Below are 20,121 nucleotides of genomic sequence, written 5' to 3'. Positions count from 1 at the left end.
TGCCGTCCCTATAGGACCTATGGGGACAATTTCCTGCGACGTAGAACAGGAGAGCACGCGTGACGCGCAGCGTGTACGTGACCGGGATCGACCGGGGAGACGGCCGCCAGGTCATCGAGCTGGGAGTCATGGAGCTCCTGACCCGTCAGGTGGACCGAGTGGGTGTCTTCCGCCCCCTCGTGCACGACGGGCCGGACCGCCTGTTCGACCTCCTCAGAGCCCGCTACCGGCTGAGCCAGGACCCGGCCACCGTGTACGGGATGGACTATCAGGAGGCGTCCGCGCTCCAGGCGGAGCAGGGTACCGACGAACTCGTCTCCCGGCTCGTCGAGCGGTTCCACCGGGTGGCGCGCGCCTACGAGGTGGTCCTGGTCCTCGGCACCGACTTCGCCGACACCCAGCTCCCGGACGAGCTGGCGCTCAACGCCCGGCTCGCCAACGAGTTCGGCGCGTCGGTGATACCGGTGGTCGGCGGCCGGGGCCAGACCACCGAGTCCGTACGGGCCGAGGCGCGCAACGCGCACCGCGCCTATGACGGGCTCGGCTGCGACGTGCTGGCGATGGTCGTCAACCGGGTCGCACCGGCCGACCGGCACGAGATCGAGGAGCGGCTCTCGGCGCGCCTTCCGGTGCCCTGCTACGTCCTGCCGGACGAGCCGGCGCTCTCGGCTCCCACCGTCGCCCAGATCACCGCGGCCCTCGGCGGCACGGTGCTGCTCGGCGACGACGCGGGGCTCGCGCGTGACGCCCTGGACTTCGTGTTCGGCGGGGCCATGCTGCCGAACTTCCTGAACGCGCTGACGCCGGGGTGTCTGGTCGTGACCCCGGGAGACCGCGCGGACCTGGTCGTCGGCTCGCTCGCCGCGCACAGCGCCGGCACCCCGCCGATCGCGGGCGTGCTCCTCACCCTGGACGAGCGTCCGGGCCCGGAGATCCTGACTCTCGCCGACCGGCTCGCGCCCGGCACGCCGGTGGTGGCGGTGGCGGGGCGCTCCTTCCCCACGGCGGCCGAACTGTTCGCCCTGGAAGGCAAGTTGAACGCGGCGACCCCCCGCAAGGCGGAGACCGCGATCGGTCTCTTCGAGCGGCACGTCGACACCGCCGACCTGCTCGCCCGGGTCTCGGTGGCGCGCAGCGGCCGGGTCACCCCGATGATGTTCGAGCACGACCTTCTGGAGCAGGCGCGCTCCAACCGCCGCCGGGTGGTGCTGCCCGAGGGCACCGAGGAGCGGGTGCTGCGCGCCGCGGACGTACTGCTGCGCCGCGATGTGTGCGAGCTGACGCTGCTCGGCGATGTGGAGGCGATCCGCAAGAAGGCCGCCGACCTCGGCATCGACGTCACCAAGTGCCAGATCATCGACCCGCACACTTCGGAGCTGCGCACCCGGTTCGCCGAGAGCTACGCCCAGTTGCGCGCCCACAAGGGCGTCACCGTGGAGCTGGCGCACGACGTCGTCGCCGACGTGAACTACTTCGGCACGCTGATGGTCCAGGAGGGCCTGGCCGACGGCATGGTGTCGGGTTCGGTGCACTCCACGGCGGCGACCATCCGGCCGGCCTTCGAGATCATCAAGACGAAGCCGGAGGCCTCGATCGTCTCGTCGGTCTTCTTCATGTGCCTGGCCGACAAGGTCCTGGTGTACGGGGACTGCGCGGTCAACCCGGACCCGAACGCCGAGCAGCTCGCGGACATCGCGGTCCAGGCGGCCGCCACCGCCCAGCAGTTCGGCGTGGACCCGCGGATCGCGATGCTGTCGTACTCGACCGGCACGTCGGGTTCCGGCGCGGACGTCGACAAGGTGCGCGAGGCCACCAGGCTGGTGCGCGAGGCGCGTCCCGATCTGCGGATCGAGGGGCCGATCCAGTACGACGCGGCCGTGGAGCCCACGGTCGCCGCGACCAAGCTGCCGGAGTCGACGGTGGCCGGGCAGGCGACCGTGCTGATCTTCCCGGACCTCAACACCGGCAACAACACCTACAAGGCCGTGCAGCGCTCGGCCGGCGCCGTGGCCGTGGGCCCGGTGCTGCAGGGTCTGCGCAAGCCGGTCAACGACCTGTCGCGCGGCGCCCTCGTCCAGGACATCGTCAACACCGTCGCCATCACGGCCATCCAGGCCCAGGCGCAGGGGCAGGAGGCCTCCGCATGACCACCGCCAACCAGGGCACCCGCGTCCTCGTGCTCAATTCCGGGTCCTCGTCGGTGAAGTACCAGCTCCTCGACATGCGCGACACCTCGCGGCTCGCCGTGGGGCTCGTCGAGCGGATCGGCGAGGAGACCTCCCGGCTCAAGCACACCCCGCTGGCCACCGGCGCCGATCCCCGCGAGCAGAACGGCCCGATCGCCGACCACGAGGCCGCGCTCAAGGCGGTCGCGGCGGAGCTCGCGGCCGATGGACTCGGCCTGGATTCACCCGAGTTGGCGGCGATCGGTCACCGGGTGGTGCACGGCGGTCTGAAGTTCAGTGCGCCGACCGTGATCACCGACGAGGTCATGGCGGAGATCGAGCGGCTGGTGCCGGTCGCCCCGCTGCACAACCCGGCGAACATCACGGGCATCCGCACCGCGCAGGCGCTCCGCCCCGACCTGCCGCAGGTCGCCGTCTTCGACACGGCCTTCCACACGACGATGCCGGAGTCCGCCGCGCGGTACGCCATCGACGTGGAGACGGCCGACGCGTACCGCATCCGCCGCTACGGCTTCCACGGCACCTCGCACGCGTATGTGTCGCGCGAGACGGCGAAGCTGCTCGGCAAGGCGCCCGAGGACGTCAATGTGATCGTGCTGCACCTGGGCAACGGCGCGTCCGCCTCCGCGGTGCGCGGTGGCCGGTGCGTCGACACCTCGATGGGTCTCACCCCCCTGGAGGGCCTGGTCATGGGAACCCGGTCGGGTGACATCGACCCGGCGGTCACCTTCCACCTCAAGCGGGTGGCGGGCATGTCGGCGGACGAGATCGATGTGCTGCTGAACAAGCGGAGCGGCCTGGTGGGGCTGTGCGGCGACAACGACATGCGGGAGATCCGCCGCCGCTGCGACGAGGGGGACGAGCGGGCGCGGCTCGCCTTCGACATCTACATTCACCGTCTGAAGAAGTACATAGGGGCTTACTACGCCGTGCTCGGCAAGGTCGACGCGATCGCGTTCACGGCAGGGGTCGGCGAGAACGCCGCGCCGGTCCGCGCGGCCGCGGTGGCCGGTCTTGAGGAGCTGGGCCTGGCGGTGGACGGCGAGCTCAACGCCGTACGGTCCGACCGCGCGCGGCTGATCTCCCCGGAGTACGCCAGGGTCGCGGTGGCGGTGGTGCCGACGGACGAGGAGCTGGAAATCGCCCAGCAGACGTATGCGCTGGTGAATAGCTGAGGGGATTTCCGATTTGCCGGGGCGACACCTGAGCGTCATCCCGCCCATTTGTACATTCCACCAGACGGAATATTCCGCAGCGAAACAAACCGATAGGATCCGCCTTATGCGCCGTTCCAAAATCGTTTGCACCCTGGGCCCCGCCGTCGACTCTCATGAGCAGCTCGTCGCTCTGATCGAGGCCGGCATGAGCGTGGCCCGCTTCAACTTCAGCCACGGCTCCCAGGCCGAGCACCAGGCCCGTTACGACCGGGTCCGCAAGGCCGCCGAGGAGACGGGGCGCGCGGTGGGCGTGCTCGCCGACCTCCAGGGCCCGAAGATCCGTCTCGCCAAATTCGCCGAAGGACCGGTGGAATTGGTCCGGGGCGACGAGTTCACGATCACCGCCGAGGACGTCCCCGGCGACAAGTCGATCTGCGGCACCACCTACAAGGGGCTGCCGGGCGACGTCGTCAAGGGCGACCCGATTCTGATCAACGACGGCAACGTCGAACTCAAGGTCATCTCGGTCGAGGGTCCGCGTGTGAAGACCATCGTCATCGAGGGCGGTGTCATCTCCGACCACAAGGGCATCAACCTGCCCGGTGCGGCGGTCAACGTCCCGGCGCTCTCCGAGAAGGACATCGAGGACCTGCGGTTCGCGCTGCGGATGGGCTGCGACCTGGTCGCGCTCTCCTTCGTCCGCGACGCCGACGACGTCAAGGACGTCCACAAGGTCATGGACGAGGTCGGCCGCCGTGTGCCGGTCATCGCCAAGGTCGAGAAGCCGCAGGCCGTCGCCAACATGGAGGGCGTCGTCGCCGCCTTCGACGGTGTGATGGTGGCCCGTGGCGACCTCGCGGTGGAGTACCCCCTTGAGAAGGTCCCGATGGTGCAGAAGCGCCTGGTGGAGCTGTGCCGCCGCAACGCCAAGCCGGTGATCGTGGCGACCCAGATGATGGAGTCGATGATCACCAACTCGCGGCCGACCCGCGCCGAGGCGTCCGATGTCGCCAACGCGATCCTGGACGGCGCGGACGCGGTCATGCTCTCCGCCGAGTCCTCGGTGGGCGCGTACCCGATCGAGACGGTCAAGACGATGTCGAAGATCGTCGAGGCGGCCGAGGAGGAGCTCCTCTCCAAGGGCCTCCAGCCGCTGGTCCCGGGCAAGAAGCCGCGCACCCAGGGCGGCTCGGTGGCCCGTGCCGCCTGCGAGATCGCGGACTTCCTCGACGGCAAGGCGCTGGTCGCCTTCACCAAGTCCGGCGACACGGCCCGGCGCCTCTCGCGCTACCGCACGTGCCAGCCGATCCTCGCGTTCACCACGGACCCGGGCACCCGCAACCAGCTCGCGCTGAGCTGGGGCGTCGAGACGTACGTCGTCCCGCACGTGGACTCCACCGACGCGATGGTCGACCTGGTCGACGCCGAGCTGCTCAAGCTCAAGCGCTACAGCGAGGGCGACACCATGGTGATCACGGCCGGTTCGCCCCCCGGCATCCCCGGCACCACCAACATGGTCCGGGTGCACCACCTCGGCGGCACCGAGCAGGAGTAGCCCCGGCTCCAGCGTCTCGGAGGGCGGCGCCCCGTCTCGTACGGGGGCCGCCCTCCGGCGTTTTCCGGGGCGGACCGCTGCGGTGTGCGGCCGCTGCTCTCGTCTCGCGCGGCCGCGCCCCCGACTACTCGATGCCGGGCGGCACGCACATCTCCAGCCGGCCGCACTGTTCGGTGCCGGCCCGCACCGGCATGGTGGGTGGACGGGATGTGGTGGCTGAGCGTTCCATGACCGCGGCGTGGCGAACTCCACGGTCGGGCGGGTCAACTCCGGGCCAACTCCTGGGGTACGTTCGCGTGCATGCGTCTTCCCATATCGCCGCAGGCCCGACGCGCACTCGTGGCGCTCACCGCCACCGCGGTCGCCGCGAGCGTCACCGCCGGGCCGGCCGTGGCGAGCGGCCACCCCGCGAAGCCGCGCACGGCGACGCCGGGCGCGCCGGGCGGTGAGGCCAAGAAGGTGCCGCCGGCGAACATGTCGCCGGTGGGCGGCGCCCAGTTGGGCAAGCCGGGCGACCAACTCGGCGCGGGCGCACCGGCGTTGCCGCCGGATCTCTCCGCGCTCTCATGGGTGGTGGCGGACGCCGACACCGGCCAGGTGCTCGGCGCGCGCAACGCGCACTGGCCGCTCCCCCCGGCCAGCACCCTGAAAATGCTCTTCGCGGACACCGTGCTGCCCGTGGTGCCGCACGACGCGAGCCGCAAGGTGAGCGACGAGGACCTCAAGGGCATGGGCGACGGCAGCAGCGCCGTCGGCATCGTGCCGGGCCAGACCTACCAGGCGGCCGACCTGTGGCGCGGGGTGTTCCTGCGCTCGGGCAACGACGCGGTGCACGTGCTGGCGACGATGAACGGCGGCGTCGACAAGACGGTCGCCGACATGCAGAAGAAGGCCGAAGGCCTCGGCGCGAAGGACACCCACGTCCTGAGCCCCGACGGCTATGACGCGCCGGGCCAGGTGTCATCGGCGTACGACCTGACGCTGTTCCTGCGCTCGGGCCTGAAGAGCAAGGACTTCACGGAGTACTGCGGCACGGCGTCGGCGGAGTTCCCCGGCGGGCCCAACACCAAGGGCAAGCCGTTCGGCATCTCCAACACCAACCGTCTGCTGTCGGGCCTCGACGGGGTGGCCAAGTACCCCGGCCTGATCGGCGGCAAGAACGGTTACACCACGAATGCGGGCAACACCCTGGCCGAGGCGGCCCGGCGTGACGGCCACACCATCCTGGTGACGGTGATGAACCCGCAGGAGAACAAACGGGACAAGGTCTACACCGAGATGCGCCAGCTCCTGGACTGGGGCTTCACGGCGGCCGGCAAGGCCACGCCGGTCGGCACCCTCGACCCGCTGGCACCGAAACCGGCGACCGGCTATCAGGCCCCTGCGGCGGGCTCCGCGGACTCCGGGATCGGCGCGCTCGGCTGGACCGGGATCGGCGCGGCCGTGGTCGTGGCCGGCGGCGCGGGCGTCCTGATCCTGACCCGCCGCAAGAGGCACGGCGCTTCGGGCTCGGGTCACTCGGGCGCGTAACGCTGAGCCGGGATCCTCGCCGGGGACCCCGCACCCGTCATCCAGTCGACGACCCGGGCCGCCGTGTAGGGGCGGCCGTCCGGGCTGATGTCGTCGAGGAAGCCGAGATCCTGCCCGATGGTCACGACGGCCGGTTCGACCGCGCCGCCGGGCCTGCGCTGGCCGAGCCCCACGGTCGCGAGCAGCCCGTTGCACAGACACACGCGTCCGGCGGTGTCCACGGCGGCCCCGCCCTTGCGGACGTACGCGGCGACCGGCTCGGCGGCGCAGCGGTAGACGAGCGCTCCGCTCGCGGCGCGCGCCGGGGTGCGCAGATAGCCGAGGTCGCACACGGGCCGCCGGGCCGCGCGTACCGACGGCTCGGAGAGGGTGCCGGGCAGTTCGGCGACCTTGAAGGGGAAAGCGGTCGGCGAGGCCCGGGGGTCGTTGCGCACCCGCAGCGTCCCGGCGCGTGCACGCGTCCTCAGCTCCGTCCGCAGATCCTCGCGCAGCCCCGACTCCTCGCACAGCGCGAAGACGCTGCCCAGCTGGACGCCCTCGGCACCCAGCGCCCGCGCCTCGGCGAGCCGCGCGGGGTGCGCGGCGCCGCCCGCGAGCCAGAACGGGATGCCGAGCGCGGCGACCTTCGCGAGGTCGGGGTGGTCACGCGGCCCGTAGACGGGCTCCCCGTCCGCGTCGACGACGAGCTTCCCGCGCGGCGGCGCGCTGTGCCCGCCGGCCCGGTGCGTCTCGATGACGAACCCGTCCGGGCGGGTGGCGGGGTCGCGCACCAGGTAGGCGGCGAGCACGGGCAGCGAGACGATGGCCAACACATCCGGCCGCCGCAACTCGCCCTCTCCGCACACCAGTTGCGCCATGAGCCCACCCCTGGGATCAAAGGTGTACGGGACCGGGTCCTCGTCCCCCTCCACGGCGACCTGGGTGGTGACGGGCTCGGCGCGGGCGAGCGCGGTGGCGAGGGCGGGGATCTGCCCCGGGATCCCGGCACCGACCAGGACGTGATCGACCCCGGCGAGGATCGCACCGAACAGGGCGGGCGCGGTGGCGAGTTGAATCTTCGCGAGGTAGTTGACCCCGACGAGGCCGTCGTGCCCTTCCTTGGCGAGCCACACCTCGACGAAATTGCCGAGCACGGTGAGGAGTTCGGCGTGCTCACCCCGGTCGACCCGGAGCCGGGCCATGGCCCGCATGCGTTCACCGGGCTGGATACCGCCCTCGACGAAGTACCGCTCCAGTACGTACGCGGCCGCCCCCGGCACGGGAAAGGCGGCGAGCGCCCGCCGCATGTGCCCGCCCGGGTCGCCCAGTTGAAGCCGCCGGGCGAGCACGGCGTCGAGCGCGGTCCCCGACACCACCCCGAGCTGCCCCCGCTCCGCCACGGCCCGAGCCAACCCCCACCCGGACACGGCTACGCCCATGCCGCCTTGGATGAGGAGGGGGTGGGGGCGGGCTGCGGGCGTCGGCATGCGGGTGATCCGTTCGTTCCGGGGCACGTGGAGGGCCGGGGCGCAGAACCTACGGATCCGTAGGTTGCTCCTCCGAGTCTCGTCCACGCGGCCCCGGCGAACGCCCGCCGAAGGTCCCCACTTGACGTGCCGTGCGACCTTTGCCGCGATGACGCTGCTCAGCAGAGGTGCCAGAGCGCGTAAGCGGCAATACCCCCTCCTGGCCGCCTGGGTGCACATGAGCAAGGCACCGAGGAACGGTGGTATCCGGGCCGACCCCACCGCCCTCCCGAGTACACCGCTTCGCGGTGTAAGCCGATCCGCTGCCGAATGGCCTCGGCCGGTGCCACGCCAATCCCTCGCACGTTGAACGCCCAACTCGCCCCACACGACAGCGCGACGAGTCCGGTGACTGCGAAACCTTGGCGATCGCAGATAGCCCTCCGCCTCGCTGAAAGGCAGATCGTATTCCCCTGGACCGGCGTTGTGTTGGGTGGGACGGATGGCGACCGCAGAAGTAGCGAACCCGACGAAAACTGCCGACCCTCGTAGTGAGCGCGCTATGGACCAATCCTTACGGGATGCAGGGGCGTCCTGCCCGCTTCCGTGCCACCGTCACCGCCCCGCAGGAACGCCAGGCGGCGACCGCGGCAAGGGGCGGTTGGCCCAAGCTCTACGAGTGACAGAGTGTTTCTAGCGGGCAAGAAGCCGGTGCTCCAAACGGCACGAGCAACAGGAGATCACGCTGAGGATGCCGCCGAAACGCAGGAATGCTGCTCCTGCGCTTCGGCCACGGTCCCTCAAGGGCGGCGCTGCCGCAGAGTCTTGCAGTACGACACCTGCGGTGCCGATAACCCTGACGGTTAGCTACCCGACTGTGCCCCACTGCGCCGGGTATTCCGGAGGCCATGACTTGGTGAAATCGAACAAGGACTCCCGGTCCATCAGCGCGTACTCTGCCTCACGCCATGCAGGCCGCCCGCCAACGACGAAGCTGCCGTCATCTGGCGAAATCATCCACGTCCACCCAGCATCTTCCTCTGCCAGTTGATGTCGGTGACGGAGCTCCGCAAACTCGACTCCGGTAGCGCGCCGAATGTGCAGACCGTTCTCGTAGTACGGCCTGAGCAACATCAAACTCACATGTCCGATATAGACCTCAACCCGAGTCGTAGTCTCGTCCATCGCCAGGGCCTCGCTCCACAGCGACAACTGTCGGTGAGACGGGTTAAATTCAACCACTCGGAAGAGGCGACCCTCCCGCACAAACTCATCCATAGATGGCGCGCTCCTTCCCTTCATTTGATTTATTGCGCCCAGTCAGGAATGGGCATGTCTTCGACTATACTCCCATTCCAATACCAGTCGATCGACTTCCAGGTGCGCCTTCCACCGATTACTTTGAGGCGCAACGTCGCCATTTCCCAAGCCGTGCCGTTGCCACTTCTAGCTGCCTCGCTCCAGTCACCACTGACTAGCGGCCTGCCTCGTTCTACCAGCATGCTCAAAGCCTCCCCGGGAGACGTGGCGCCTGCCACTCCGTCCAGCGACACGGAAATCTTAACCGCGGATCTATCTAGGGCCTCACGAACTCCGGCCATCCACTCGGGTTGGCCACCCGCCATTGCCATTGGGTTCCCGAAAATTTTGGCGTTGAACGTCCTCGCACCGATCTGATCAGCAAGCCTGTCCACCATCGGGTTGATCCCAAGAGCGATGTGATCCCCATCAACTACGAGGTCGCTGAGCATCCTTTCTCCGCACTCGTTGTGAACAAGAACAGGAGTCGACCCCGCGTACACGAAATATGTGTGCGAATTTTCGACTTCAAAATTGAAGACCTGCGTCTGCTTCTTGACCAGTACCGTACCGAGGACCGTGTCGTCCTCGGCGTTCCGGGTCTTGAGGTCGTCACCTGGCCGCAAGTCTCGTGCCTGGACCCAGCCCTTTTTCTGGACCCAGAACCGATGTTCCGCCGTGGCCGAGACCTTGCCCGACGCCGTGTGGATTTCCACCAGCTGGCTCACCGAGTGACTGAACAGCTTCAGGACCCGTTGGACCGACTTGCGCCCGGAGGCCGGATCAACCGACCAGACCCGGTCGCCTACCTGCACCTTCTCGATCGACTTTCGTCCGGCGTCCGTAACGATCATCGTGCCGGCTGGGAAGCACCGCGCGATCAAAGCTTCCATGCCCGCTCGCTCTATATTTGCGAGGGCCGACGCGCTGAGTCCGACTCCACGCAGGCCCCAAATAGCCGTCGTTAGCCGGGCACCACTCAGCATCGCCGTTCGAACCGCGAGAACCGCGTCAACCGCCTTGATCAGTAGCCCAGGGATCACAACACTGCCCACGAGCCACAAGCACCCTCTGAGCACCCCGTGCCGGCAGTCATTGATGTCCTTGACCGCAGCCTGCGCGAGAGCCTTGAGGACGGAGGCGGTGAGTTCCATTCCGTCGATGTGAACCTTGTCCTCACGGAACTTCACGTCAAGCGGCGCACTCATCAAGTAGTCCCGCTTGATGGCACTGCCGCAGCTGGCACGCGAGACCCCGGGGAGCGGACACGTTTCGAGGTAGTAATCCATCTCGCCGTAGATGTGGTACTCGAGATCGATTTCGCAGCCGATCGCGCTGCCGGTGTGGGTACCGACGCAATCGCTCATCGGATTGATGTCGATCTTTGACTCATCACTCGGCCGCATGACCACGCCGTCAACACCAGACCCGCCGTCCGCAGAGCGCTGCCGCTCCTCCCAGCTCTGAATCTCCGCGTTCTGCGTGCTGATCGCGATCTGCGTAGCCTCAACCGCCAGGTCACGGGAGTGTGAAGCCGCTGTCTCGGCTGTAGTCGCGTCCTGCTCTGCTTGGCCAGCGATGGCACCGGCCGCCCCAGCGTCTGCCTCTGCGTCAGTGGCCGCTGTGCGAGCTGAGGATGCATCCTTCTCTGCGTCGGTGGCTGCCGAATCCGCCTGGTCGGCATAGGTGCCTGCCGTATCAGCCGCGCCTTGTGCGGCCGCCGCGTCCTCCGTGGCCTGCTGGTTGTACTCGACGGTGCGGGCCTCGGCCTTCTTCGCCGCCTCCGCGCACGCAGCTGCGGTGTCCGCCGAACTTTGCGCCGCTTGGGCGGACTTGAGCGCCTTGGCAGCCGAGTCGGCAGCTTGCGACGCAGCTTCGGCGGCCGCCTTCGCATCCGCGTCAGCCTTTGCGGCAAGCTCCTTCGCCTCGGTGGCAGCCTTGGCCGCCTGATCAGCCTTGGCTTGTGCGACGGCCTTCTGCTGCTCGGCGACGGTCTTGGCCGCTTGCCCCGTCAAGACCGCAAGACCGGCCGATGTGTCGGACTCCTTATAGGGCGAACCCAGGGAGATCGCGTCGTTGGCGGGTTTGATCACTTGACCCGCTGAGTCGCGTGCAGCAGCCGCAGCCTGCGCAGTGGCATACGAGAAGCCAGCCGTGCGGACGGCATCGGCGCCGGCCAGATTGGCCTCCGAACGAGCCACAACCGCATCTGCCTTGGCCGACGCCGCCTTCTGTCTGGCGGTCTCCGCGAACGCCTTCGCGGAAACCGCGTTCCATTTGGCGGCCTCGGACGCATCGATGGCATCCGCGGCTGCCGCGTGTGCCTTCTTCACCGAAGCTTCGGTGATCGCTACATCGCGCTTCGCGGCGTCAGCGGCAGCCTGAGCCCGCTTCGCTGCGCCCTCGGCGAGCGTCGCCGCCTCTCTAGCATTTGTAGCCGCCGTAGTTGCCTCATTGGCGGCCTGCCGAGCCGAAGTGGCAGCTGTCGCCGCATTGTTAGCAGCCGTACGAGCCGCAGTGGCAGCGTCCCGGGCCTCGATGGCATCAGCGGTCCCATCCACTGCGGCAAATAGGGCTTCAGCGGCTTCAGCCTTCGCGGTCAGAGCGTCGCGCTTGCGCTCTGCTTCCGCGGCTCCGTCCCGTGCCGTCTGCGCACGATGCTCTTGAGCCAGAGCATCATCCTTCTTGCTAGCAGCCGTCTCGCCGGCCGCCGTCGCGACCGCCAACTGATCAGCTGCGACCTTGCGTTGAGATTGCGCGCTCTGTTCTGCGACACCCGACTTGGCGCGCTCTTTGTCCGCGGTCTCCTTCTGACTCTTGGCGTTGTCTCGCTCAGCTTCGGCCGTACTACGCTTCGTCGCAGCGTCGGCGGCGGCAACCTTTGCCGTCTGCTCCGCTGCCTCCGCCTTGCTCTGCGCGGTCTTCGCCTTGTCTGCGTTCGCGGCTGCCTTGGTGGCCTGAAGCGCTGCTCCGTCAGCAGCGGCTTTCGCCTGAGTCGCAGCTTCCTCAGCGGCCTTGCGCCGGAACTCCGCCTGAGAAGCGTGAGCTTGAGTCATGGCCAAAGCGCTGAGCGTCTTACTGTCAGCAGCCGAGGCCCGAGTCGCGTTCATCGCGGTCTCCGTGGCCTTGGACGCGGCGAGAGCAGACGCAGCCGATGCCTTAGTGATCTGGGCGACTTGCTGCGCGTACATCAGGCCTCTGCCCCGCGGTTGCCCAGCTGCGTCAGCGATGGCGTAGGCGGTTTGTTGGGCGGCCTCTACGGCGGAGGCCTGCGATTTGGCGTCCAGCGCAGCCCGTGAGGCGACATACAGGCGGCCTGTGGCGCGTGCCTGAGCATTTCCGATGCGGGTTCTGACATCGGCGAATGTTTGTGCCTGCGGGTAGTCGCGGTTCGTCTGTGGATTCTGGCTGGCCCAATATCCCTGCCAGGACGTCAAAACGCTCGCGATCGTCGACTGAGCAATGGCCTCGCCCATCGCTTGAGCTGTGACCTGGAGATCCTTATTCGCATTGGCCTCAGCAGCAAAGATGACGTCGCTCTGATCCTTCTGTCCTGCTATCTCGGCCTGCCACTCCAAGGACGCGGCGGTTACCTCAGGCTCGAGAACATGGTGCGGATCTGGCGGGTTGTTAGTTGCGCACGAAGCGAAGCGCGCCTTCAAATTCTCCACATCGACCCGAAACGCTAATGAGTCTTGATTTGGTGCAGCGGCGGGAAACCCTCCGCTTTGCAGAAACAGTCGCGCGTCGTCAGCATACATGCCATGCATAAATGTCATGTCTTCGAACGCTGTACGGTCGTAATAGGTGCCGGGTGACTCTGGATAGTAGAGGGACTTCGCGATTAGCGAGACCGCATTCGCGGATTCCTTACTCGCTAGAGGGGTGAGATCCCCATAGAAGTCCCCTTCAGAGGCCCAGAATCGGTCAGATATCCATCCCGAATAGCCCGTCTCGCTAAAGAGGTCGCGCAAGCTGTCGCCTGGGTAAGGTACTCCGTTCGGCCAGTTGACCGAGATATCATTCCACCAGGCGTCGAGGCGACTGTTGTCTTCGGGGAAAGGGCTGTCCAATTCCTTCCCCTTCGCATCCGACCATGCTCGGTCCTTTTCATATGCGATGCTGAGCGGGGTTCCATCCCAATAATTCGGCGCCGCAGCGGCATGTAGGTCGGCGTCGCTGCCGTGCAGGCCGGCCCGAGCCACCGCTTTCATCTCGGCGCCGCCCTTGCTCAGAATGAATCCGAGCCTGCACTGGTCCGCACGCACCTGGGCAGCGGCATTCAGGTCGTAACCGACGGGTGCGTCTGTGGCGTTGGCAGACAAGTGTGGTACAGGCTGGAATGGCTGTAATCCGCTCCCGGAGACAGTAACGGCCACTGAAGTAGCTAAGGCTCCAGAAGCCAGGAGCCTCGACCATCTGTTCAAGCGTCGGCGTCTAGCACGCGGGGCGTTAACGGGCATGACGAAATCATCCTTCTGCTCGATGGGGAACGGGACGCAAAACTCAGAAAAGGGTGTTGAAACCGCCCCATCCTCCAGTGCCTATCTGCACTCGAGGAGCGAAGGGGGCGCTAGGGTTCCCCGTTCCCTTGAACAGCCACAGTGCACCAGCCTTGTCGCTGGCAATCAAATCTGTTTTCCCGTCGCCATCGCTATCGCCGGTGGAGACCAACAGAACGTAAGCGTCCCAGCCTTTGCCGACGGTGACACGACTCCCCAAGGCCGAGTCCGCCACAGCATTTCCAGTGCCCGGGTAAATGTAGAGCGTTCCGTCTGTAGAGCGCGCTATGAGGTCGGGTTTCCCATCGCCTGTGAAGTCTCCCCTGCCAGCCAGACGATCCATGCCATTCCAGCCACCACTTCCTATCCTGATCCTTGTCTCCCACAGGCCGTCAGCCCGGCCTTGATAGAGCCAGATTGCTCCTGCCGCGTCCCGTGCAATGAGATCAGGCTGGGCCGAGCCCCCCATATTGCCCACCGAGACCAGCAGGCTGTATATGTCCCAACCGCCACCGACCAGCTTGGTGTCGTTACCACGCTCGGCCGTGTAGTAGAGCTTGTCGTTCATCCGGTAGTACAGGTCATTGCCTGAGCCGCCGGCCGAGACATTCGCTTGAATTATGGCCGTCGCGTCACCAAACCCCCCTCCCATGTCAACACCGGCCTTGACGCCGCCGGTGCCGTTCGGCTCGTAGTCAACTAGATGTCCGTCTGGCTTTCGCCCGAGCAGCGGGAACTTCATACTGCTCTGAGCGGCCCCCGAGCCGACTTCGGACTTGGCCGTCACGGCTCCGCCCGAACCCGATAGGAGTTGTTGCGGCAAAATGCTCACAACTGGCACGAGGAGAACTACCCCCGCAAGTACCATTGCCCAGATGCCTGAGCGACGCATCGGCAGTTTGGCTAAATTCAACACAGAGCCCCCCGCAAGAATGTCGCGAGCGTGGTTCTACACATGGAGACCCCCCCCACGGACCCACGCGCCGGGCCGAAGGCCGCAGCAATACGAACACTAGGGTGAATGAGTAAAGACGGTAAAGATACTGTGAGTAATCTGTGTGTAAAATAAAAAGCCGCGGCCCGCGCTCCGTTTGGAGTGCGGGCCGCGGCTCCGCTTTGCGGGGGGCTTCCAGTTCCTACGTCGTTGGGTTGCCGTCCGTCATGTAGTTGTGCAGGCCCGGGACGGTCAGGGTGCCGCCGAACTGGCCGGCCTGGCGGATCGTCACGTTGGTGAAGAAGGCGAACGGCACGTTCAGCGGCGGCGGGGTCGCCGGGCTGAAGGTGATCGGGATGAGGCCGAAGAGGTTGCCCTTCAGCTCCTCCGTGTACATCGTCACGGTGCCGTTGCGGATCGTCGAGGTCGAGCCGGAGCGCGCCACGACATGGGCCGTGGTGGGCTTGCCGTTCACCTCGGGCCCGTACACCTGCTGGTCCAGGTTGTCGATGTCGATCGACGAAGCCGTGAACTTGAGGACCTTCTTGGTCGTGTCTCCCGCCTTCACCTCGACGATGCCCTCGTAGTTGAGGCCCTTGAGAGTGAGCATCGAGCTCTTGAGGATCCACGGCTGGGTGGGCAGCACCGGGACGCCGCTGTCCAGCTTCGCCGCCGAGAGCGCCTTCGGGTCGGCGGTCGGGCACGGGAAGGGCGGCTTGGCGCCGTCGGGGATGGCCGTGTCCGCCTTCGGGTCCAACCCCTTTGCCGCGTCCGGGAGTTCGGATACCTTCTGGCCCGCCTCGTCGGCCGCCTTCTTGATCGCCTCGGCCGTCTTGTCGAGCGGGGTGGTACCTGCCTTGGCGGCGGGCGTACTCGGCTTGGCCGGCTTGGTCGACGGCTTGGGCGTCGTACTCGCCGAGGGCTTCGGCTTCGTGCTCGCCGTGGGCTTCGGCGCGGATGGCGTCGACGCGGTCGGGGTGGGCGTCGGGGCCGGCGTGTCGTGAACGCCGAACAGATCCTTGAGCGCGTCACCCAGACCCAGCGGGTCGAGCGGGTTGCTCTTCTTCGCGGGCGGCGGGGTCGCGGACTGGCTCGCGGACGATCCTGCCGTGTCCGGCTGGTCCGTACTGTGCTGGTCGGCAGGCTTGTCCGCGGGCTTGAGGAGCTTGTCGACGCCGTCACCGGCGGAACCGGATGCGGTGGGCGTGGGCGTCTTCGTGTCCGGTGTCGCCGTGTCGTCCGACTTCTTCTCGGCCGACTTCGTCGCCGAAGGGCTCGGCGATGCCTTGCCCGAGGCGCTGCCCGACGGGCTCGGCGACGCCGAGGGGCTGTCGGAGCGGGTCACACAGGGGCCGGGCGCAAACGGGATGTCCGTCCGCTCGTCGGCCATCGCGAGCTTGGGCGTGAGGCTCATCCCGACCAGCACGGCCGTGGGCATGGCGGCGAGAGCCATCGCCTTGCCCGCGGGCATGTGCCACTTGGTCAGCAGCGACTTCCTCGGGGCCGCGTGACGCGGCCCGCTTCTTTCCCGCGGGTCGCCGCCTCCGGTCGAGTCCAGCTGCGTCTCGTCACCCCGCACTGTTCCTCCCGCCGTTGGCGTCAACTGTCGTTTCGGTGGAGGCGGTTCCGGGCTCCGGAGTGTTCCCGGCCTGTTCCACCGTGGCGCCGTGTTCCACCGTGCCGCCGTGTTCCACCGTGCCGCCCTGTTCGACCTTGTCACCACGGCGCGGCTTGGACGGCACCCAGGCGCAAGCCAGCGCTCCGCCGAAGAGGGAAAGCATGAAGCCGATGACGAAGCCGCCGATGTTGGCGATCGGGATGGAGATCAGCGCCAAGAGGATCGCCGCGATGCCGGCGAACGTCCGCACCACGCTGTGGAACCACATGGTGAGGCCGAGCGTGACCAGCAGGACACCGATGATGAGCGAGCCCGCACCGGCCGTCGTCGACATCGCCAGCGTGACGTTGCCGAGGTGCATGTTGGCGTACGGGAAGTACATGATGGGCACGCCGCCGGCCATGGTGAAGAGCCCGGCCCAGAACGGCCGACGGCCCCTCCACGCCCGGTATCGAAGCCACCAGTGCTGGTTGTCGCAGGAACCCGTGGTCTCGGCGCTCATGAAAACAGCTCCCTGGTACCGCAATTGCTGTGGTGTGAAGAAGTGATTCCGTTGACCGACGGGCTCTAGGGGACGCCCGTCGGTCAACGGTTCAAGGCCTGACTCAGTTGGTGGCCTTGGAGAGCTCGCACTCCGCGCCGCTCCTGCTCAAGCTCAGGCTCAGCCCGGGGAGCTTGAACGTGCCCGCGGTGGTGGCCCACGCGCGCTGCGAGACGTTGTCGAGCTGCGCCACGTCGGCCCGCTGCGCGAACCCGTACGGGTTGCCGCCAGGCGTCTTCCCGTCCGCACCCGGCTGGATCTTCGTAACGACGTTGCCCTTGGCGTCCCGCTTGCCTTCGCCCGCCGCGACACCGATGTCGATGTTGGTGAACGTCGCGTCGGTCTGAAGCTGGGAGACGTCGAGGTAGAGGTTGCTCGCCTCGATCTCCTTCTGCTGACCGGCCTTCAGCGTCATCGTCACGTTGCCGAGACCGAACGGCAGCGGCTGGACGACCGACTGACACATGTCGTTGATGGTGGCGCTGCTGAAACCGGACACGACGACGGGGTGAACGTCGTCCTTGCCGTCCAGAGACTTACCGGTCGCCACACTCCCGTACTGCAGGAGGTTTTGACCGGTCAGGGACTTCGCCGTCACCTTGAAGTCGACGCCCGACACACTGAACGACGCCGCGAGCGCGCCCTGTGCCAGGCCGACGCCTATCGCGGCCGTCGCGGCCACGCTCGGCACCATGACCAGAGCGAACCGCTTCCATCTGGTCCCGCCACGTACTTGGGACTCCATGACTTTCCTCCTTCTCGGACGTACATCTCCGGGACGGACCCCTCAAGGGCTGTCACGGGATGGGAGAAGTGCTACGTCCTCGGGAAGGGGAACGCGCGGGAGGTCGACCGCGTACGACTCGCGCACCTCGTCCGACACCGGCGATCACCCCCGAGCGACAACCACTGGCCACGCGTTCGCGCAACCTCTGGACAGGCCCTGCCGGGAGAGCAGAGACCCCCCTGTCCACGGCCGGTGCCACTGTCACCGGCCGGCCCGGTGGGGACCCAAGTCAGCGGCCGCGCCGAGTGGCTGTCGGGCTGGTGCGTTATTGGACCGAGCGTGGCCGATCGTGGTCCATTCCGAGCCGGGGCACAAGGGGGGTCATTACTAGCCAGTAACGGCCTGATAACCGAGCCACGACCGGCGGGCATCAAGCGGGCACACAGGGTGCTGCCGAGCGACCGGACAGAAGAGGAAATGGCCGCAGAAAAGCGGACGTAAGAAGCGGCTCAACTTACTGGAAGTAACAGCGGCCGCGTTTACCAAGTTTTGGTAAAGCGCGGCCGCGTCTTGTCTCTCTGTCGCCAAATCACCCGTCGTTACCGCGCTCGGGCACTCATTCGGTGACAGGCGGGTGAACGCGCGCAGGCGTCCACGGGTGGATCGGCAGAGGGGTTAGAAGAGCACCCTCGCCAGCGCGGTTCGGGCCGCGGTGACGCGCGGGTCGTCCCCGCCGATCACCTCGAAGAGCTCAAGGAGCCGCACGCGCGCGGCCTCGCGATCGTCACCGAACGTGCGCCGCACGGTCTCGACGAGCCGCCCGAACGCGTCCTCGACATGGCCGCCGACCAGATCGAGGTCGGCCGCGGCGATCTGCGCGGCCGCGTCGGCCGGCTTCTCCGCCGCGTCCTTGCGGACCTGCGCGGGGTCGAGGGACTGCACGCGCTGGAGCAGTTCGGCCTGTGCGAGCCCCAGCTTGGCCTCGGGGTTGCCCGGGTCGTCGCTCAGGACGTTCTTGTAGGCCTGGACCGCGCCGGCCAGGTCGCCCGAGTCGAGGGCGACGACGGCGGCTTCGAGCAGGGCGTCGTACGGGCCGGCCGGGGCCGGGGCCTCCGCGGCGGGAGCGGCGGCCGCGTCCTGGTCGACCGCGATCCCGGTCAGGCCGAAGCGCTCCTCGGCGACCTGCACCAACTGGTCGAGCGTCTCGCGGATCTGCGCCTCAGGGGCGGCGCCCTGGAAGAGCGGCAGCGCCTGTCCCGCGACGACCGCGAAGACGGCCGGGATCCCCTGGATCCCGAACTGCTGCATCAGCATCTGGTTGGCGTCGACGTCGATCTTGGCAAGGAGGAAACGGCCGTTGTACTCGACGGCGAGCCGTTCGAGCAGCGGGCCGAGCTGCTTGCAGGGCTCGCACCACTCGGCCCAGAAGTCGATGACGACGGGCACCTCGGCGGAGCGGGTCAGGACGTCGCGCTCGAAAGTGGCCTCGTCGACATCGATGACGAGCGCGGACGGCGCCACGGCCGGGACCCCGCCCTGCCGGGCTGCTTCGGCCCGCGCCTGCTCCGCCTTGCTCTTGGCCTCACCGGCCGCCTTCACCGCGGCGAGGTCGACGACGCCGCTCATGGACATGTTCCTAGGCTGCATACGTACATCCTCCCCCTTCCGCGCAGGTGCCTGGTGCGCCGGTGGCAGGATCCGGGCCCGCTCGACGCCTCCCGCCGGATTGCGAGACATCGGGCACCACGGACGCGCCACCGGTCTTTGACGACGGTCGTACGGTGTTGCGTGCGGCTCCCGGGTCCCCACCCGGGCGCCTGTGACATGTGGTTGTCGCGGAAGGCCGCTCAAGGCTTTCGCTACGAGCCGTAGCGTAACTGGTGCACGCCCGGCGTGCGGGGTGATCTCGCGCACACCGCGGGCCCCCTGGCGCGATTGCTACCGGCCGGTATGGTCGCCGTCATGCCTTCTTCATCCCGCGCCGCGAGACCGTCCTGTACGAGTCGTACGGGCCGCCCCCGCAGCGCGGAGGCCGACGCCGCGATCCTGCTGGCGACCCGGGAGGCGCTGGTGGACCTGGGCTGGTCGAAGCTGACGATGGGCGACGTGGCGACCCGGGCCGGGGTGGCCAAGACGACGCTCTACCGGCGCTGGGCGGGGAAGAACGAGCTCGTCGTGGACGCGGTCGCGGTCCTCTTCGACGAGCTCGAACTCCCGGACCTGGGCAGCCTGATGGCCGATGTCGAGGGCGTGGTCCTCCAGTTCGCGGCGCTCCTGGAGCGCCCCGAGGCGAAGACGGCGCTGATGGCGGTGGTGGCCGAATCCACCCGGGACGACGCGCTGCGCGGGCGGATCCGCTCCGCCATCGTGGACCGCCAGAAGCGGCTGGTTCTGGTCGGCCGTGAGCGCGCCCAGGCCCGCGGCGAACTCCCCTACGAGGCCGACCCCGCGGTCTCCGCCCGCCACACCGACCTCATCTTCGACGTGGTGGCGGGCGCGGTGGTGCACCGCGCCCTGGTGAGCGCGGAGCCGGTGGACGAGGAGTGGGCCCGTGACTTCACCCTCCTCATCTGCACGGGGCTCGCGGCGACGGCCTGAGGCAGCGCCGCCCCCGCGCCGATGCCGGT

The 20,121-nt window shown here is 67.7% G+C and carries 13 protein-coding genes; 5 read left to right on the top strand and 8 right to left on the bottom strand.

Annotated features, from left to right (window positions below; genetic code table 11):
* Positions 1-59 precede the first annotated feature (59 nt).
* From pta to AB0D31_RS06190, 4 genes are all read left to right on the top strand, one after another.
* On the top strand, positions 60-2,147 hold the full coding sequence (gene pta, locus AB0D31_RS06205; protein ID WP_362717708.1) for a phosphate acetyltransferase: 2,088 nt from the start codon (positions 60-62) through the stop codon (positions 2,145-2,147).
* The gene (locus AB0D31_RS06200) at positions 2,144-3,361 is read left to right on the top strand and encodes an acetate kinase (RefSeq protein WP_362717705.1); all 1,218 of its coding nucleotides are present in this window, start codon (positions 2,144-2,146) and stop codon (positions 3,359-3,361) included. Before pta ends, AB0D31_RS06200 begins: the two co-directional genes overlap by 4 nt.
* Positions 3,362-3,467: 106 nt before the next feature.
* Positions 3,468-4,898 (top strand): pyruvate kinase, encoded by a 1,431-nt coding sequence (gene pyk / locus AB0D31_RS06195; protein WP_362717702.1) that lies wholly within the window; start codon positions 3,468-3,470, stop codon positions 4,896-4,898.
* A gap of 300 nt (positions 4,899-5,198) precedes the next feature.
* The gene (locus tag AB0D31_RS06190) at positions 5,199-6,428 is read left to right on the top strand and encodes a D-alanyl-D-alanine carboxypeptidase (RefSeq protein WP_362717700.1); all 1,230 of its coding nucleotides are present in this window, start codon (positions 5,199-5,201) and stop codon (positions 6,426-6,428) included.
* Here the strand turns inward: AB0D31_RS06190 and AB0D31_RS06185 are convergent.
* From AB0D31_RS06185 to AB0D31_RS06150, 8 genes are all read right to left on the bottom strand, one after another.
* A complete protein-coding gene (locus tag AB0D31_RS06185; RefSeq protein ID WP_362717697.1) occupies positions 6,413-7,894 on the bottom strand; it encodes a hypothetical protein in 1,482 nt (493 codons plus the stop codon). The two genes, AB0D31_RS06190 and AB0D31_RS06185, sit on opposite strands and share 16 nt — an antisense overlap.
* An 846-nt stretch (positions 7,895-8,740) precedes the next feature.
* Positions 8,741-9,151 (bottom strand): hypothetical protein, encoded by a 411-nt coding sequence (locus tag AB0D31_RS06180; RefSeq protein WP_362717694.1) that lies wholly within the window; start codon positions 9,149-9,151, stop codon positions 8,741-8,743.
* A gap of 29 nt (positions 9,152-9,180) precedes the next feature.
* Positions 9,181-13,497 carry a polymorphic toxin type 27 domain-containing protein gene (locus AB0D31_RS06175; protein ID WP_362717691.1) on the bottom strand — a complete coding sequence of 1,439 codons (4,317 nt, stop codon included), beginning with the start codon at positions 13,495-13,497 and terminating at the stop codon, positions 9,181-9,183.
* Positions 13,498-13,678: 181 nt separating this feature from the next.
* A complete protein-coding gene (locus AB0D31_RS06170) occupies positions 13,679-14,461 on the bottom strand; it encodes an FG-GAP-like repeat-containing protein (protein ID WP_362717688.1) in 783 nt (260 codons plus the stop codon).
* 349 nt (positions 14,462-14,810) lie between these two features.
* On the bottom strand, positions 14,811-16,187 hold the full coding sequence (locus AB0D31_RS06165) for a hypothetical protein (RefSeq protein WP_362717685.1): 1,377 nt from the start codon (positions 16,185-16,187) through the stop codon (positions 14,811-14,813).
* Positions 16,177-16,728 (bottom strand): DUF6114 domain-containing protein, encoded by a 552-nt coding sequence (locus AB0D31_RS06160; protein WP_362717682.1) that lies wholly within the window; start codon positions 16,726-16,728, stop codon positions 16,177-16,179. Before AB0D31_RS06160 ends, AB0D31_RS06165 begins: the two co-directional genes overlap by 11 nt.
* Before the next feature lie 103 nt (positions 16,729-16,831).
* Positions 16,832-17,512 carry a DUF6230 family protein gene (locus tag AB0D31_RS06155; RefSeq protein WP_362717679.1) on the bottom strand — a complete coding sequence of 227 codons (681 nt, stop codon included), beginning with the start codon at positions 17,510-17,512 and terminating at the stop codon, positions 16,832-16,834.
* A gap of 657 nt (positions 17,513-18,169) precedes the next feature.
* Entirely contained in the window at positions 18,170-19,141 is a 972-nt protein-coding gene (locus AB0D31_RS06150) for a tetratricopeptide repeat protein (RefSeq protein ID WP_362717677.1), read from the bottom strand.
* Between the two features lie 315 nt (positions 19,142-19,456).
* Here AB0D31_RS06150 and AB0D31_RS06145 point away from each other — a divergent pair, with 315 nt between their 5' ends.
* Positions 19,457-20,092 carry a TetR/AcrR family transcriptional regulator gene (locus tag AB0D31_RS06145; protein WP_362717674.1) on the top strand — a complete coding sequence of 212 codons (636 nt, stop codon included), beginning with the start codon at positions 19,457-19,459 and terminating at the stop codon, positions 20,090-20,092.
* The last annotated feature ends 29 nt before the right edge of the window (positions 20,093-20,121 follow it).

This window comes from Streptomyces sp. NPDC048361, from assembly GCF_040651795.1.
Taxonomy (GTDB): Bacteria; Actinomycetota; Actinomycetes; order Streptomycetales; family Streptomycetaceae; genus Streptomyces.
Note: the sequence above shows the minus strand (reverse complement) of the source record. Positions and strands in the feature narration are given on the sequence as shown.

Bases quoted from the DNA above. Each gene is read 5' to 3' on its own strand.
- AB0D31_RS06145 (WP_362717674.1), top strand. From the start codon at position 19,457: ATGCCTTCTTCATCCCGCGCCGCGAGACCGTCCTGTACGAGTCGTACG.
- AB0D31_RS06160 (WP_362717682.1), bottom strand. From the start codon at position 16,728: ATGAGCGCCGAGACCACGGGTTCCTGCGACAACCAGCACTGGTGGCTT.
- pyk (WP_362717702.1), top strand. From the start codon at position 3,468: ATGCGCCGTTCCAAAATCGTTTGCACCCTGGGCCCCGCCGTCGACTCT.
- AB0D31_RS06185 (WP_362717697.1), bottom strand. From the start codon at position 7,894: ATGCCGACGCCCGCAGCCCGCCCCCACCCCCTCCTCATCCAAGGCGGC.
- AB0D31_RS06150 (WP_362717677.1), bottom strand. From the start codon at position 19,141: ATGCAGCCTAGGAACATGTCCATGAGCGGCGTCGTCGACCTCGCCGCG.
- AB0D31_RS06190 (WP_362717700.1), top strand. From the start codon at position 5,199: ATGCGTCTTCCCATATCGCCGCAGGCCCGACGCGCACTCGTGGCGCTC.
- AB0D31_RS06155 (WP_362717679.1), bottom strand. From the start codon at position 17,512: ATGGAGTCCCAAGTACGTGGCGGGACCAGATGGAAGCGGTTCGCTCTG.
- AB0D31_RS06200 (WP_362717705.1), top strand. From the start codon at position 2,144: ATGACCACCGCCAACCAGGGCACCCGCGTCCTCGTGCTCAATTCCGGG.
- AB0D31_RS06180 (WP_362717694.1), bottom strand. From the start codon at position 9,151: ATGGATGAGTTTGTGCGGGAGGGTCGCCTCTTCCGAGTGGTTGAATTT.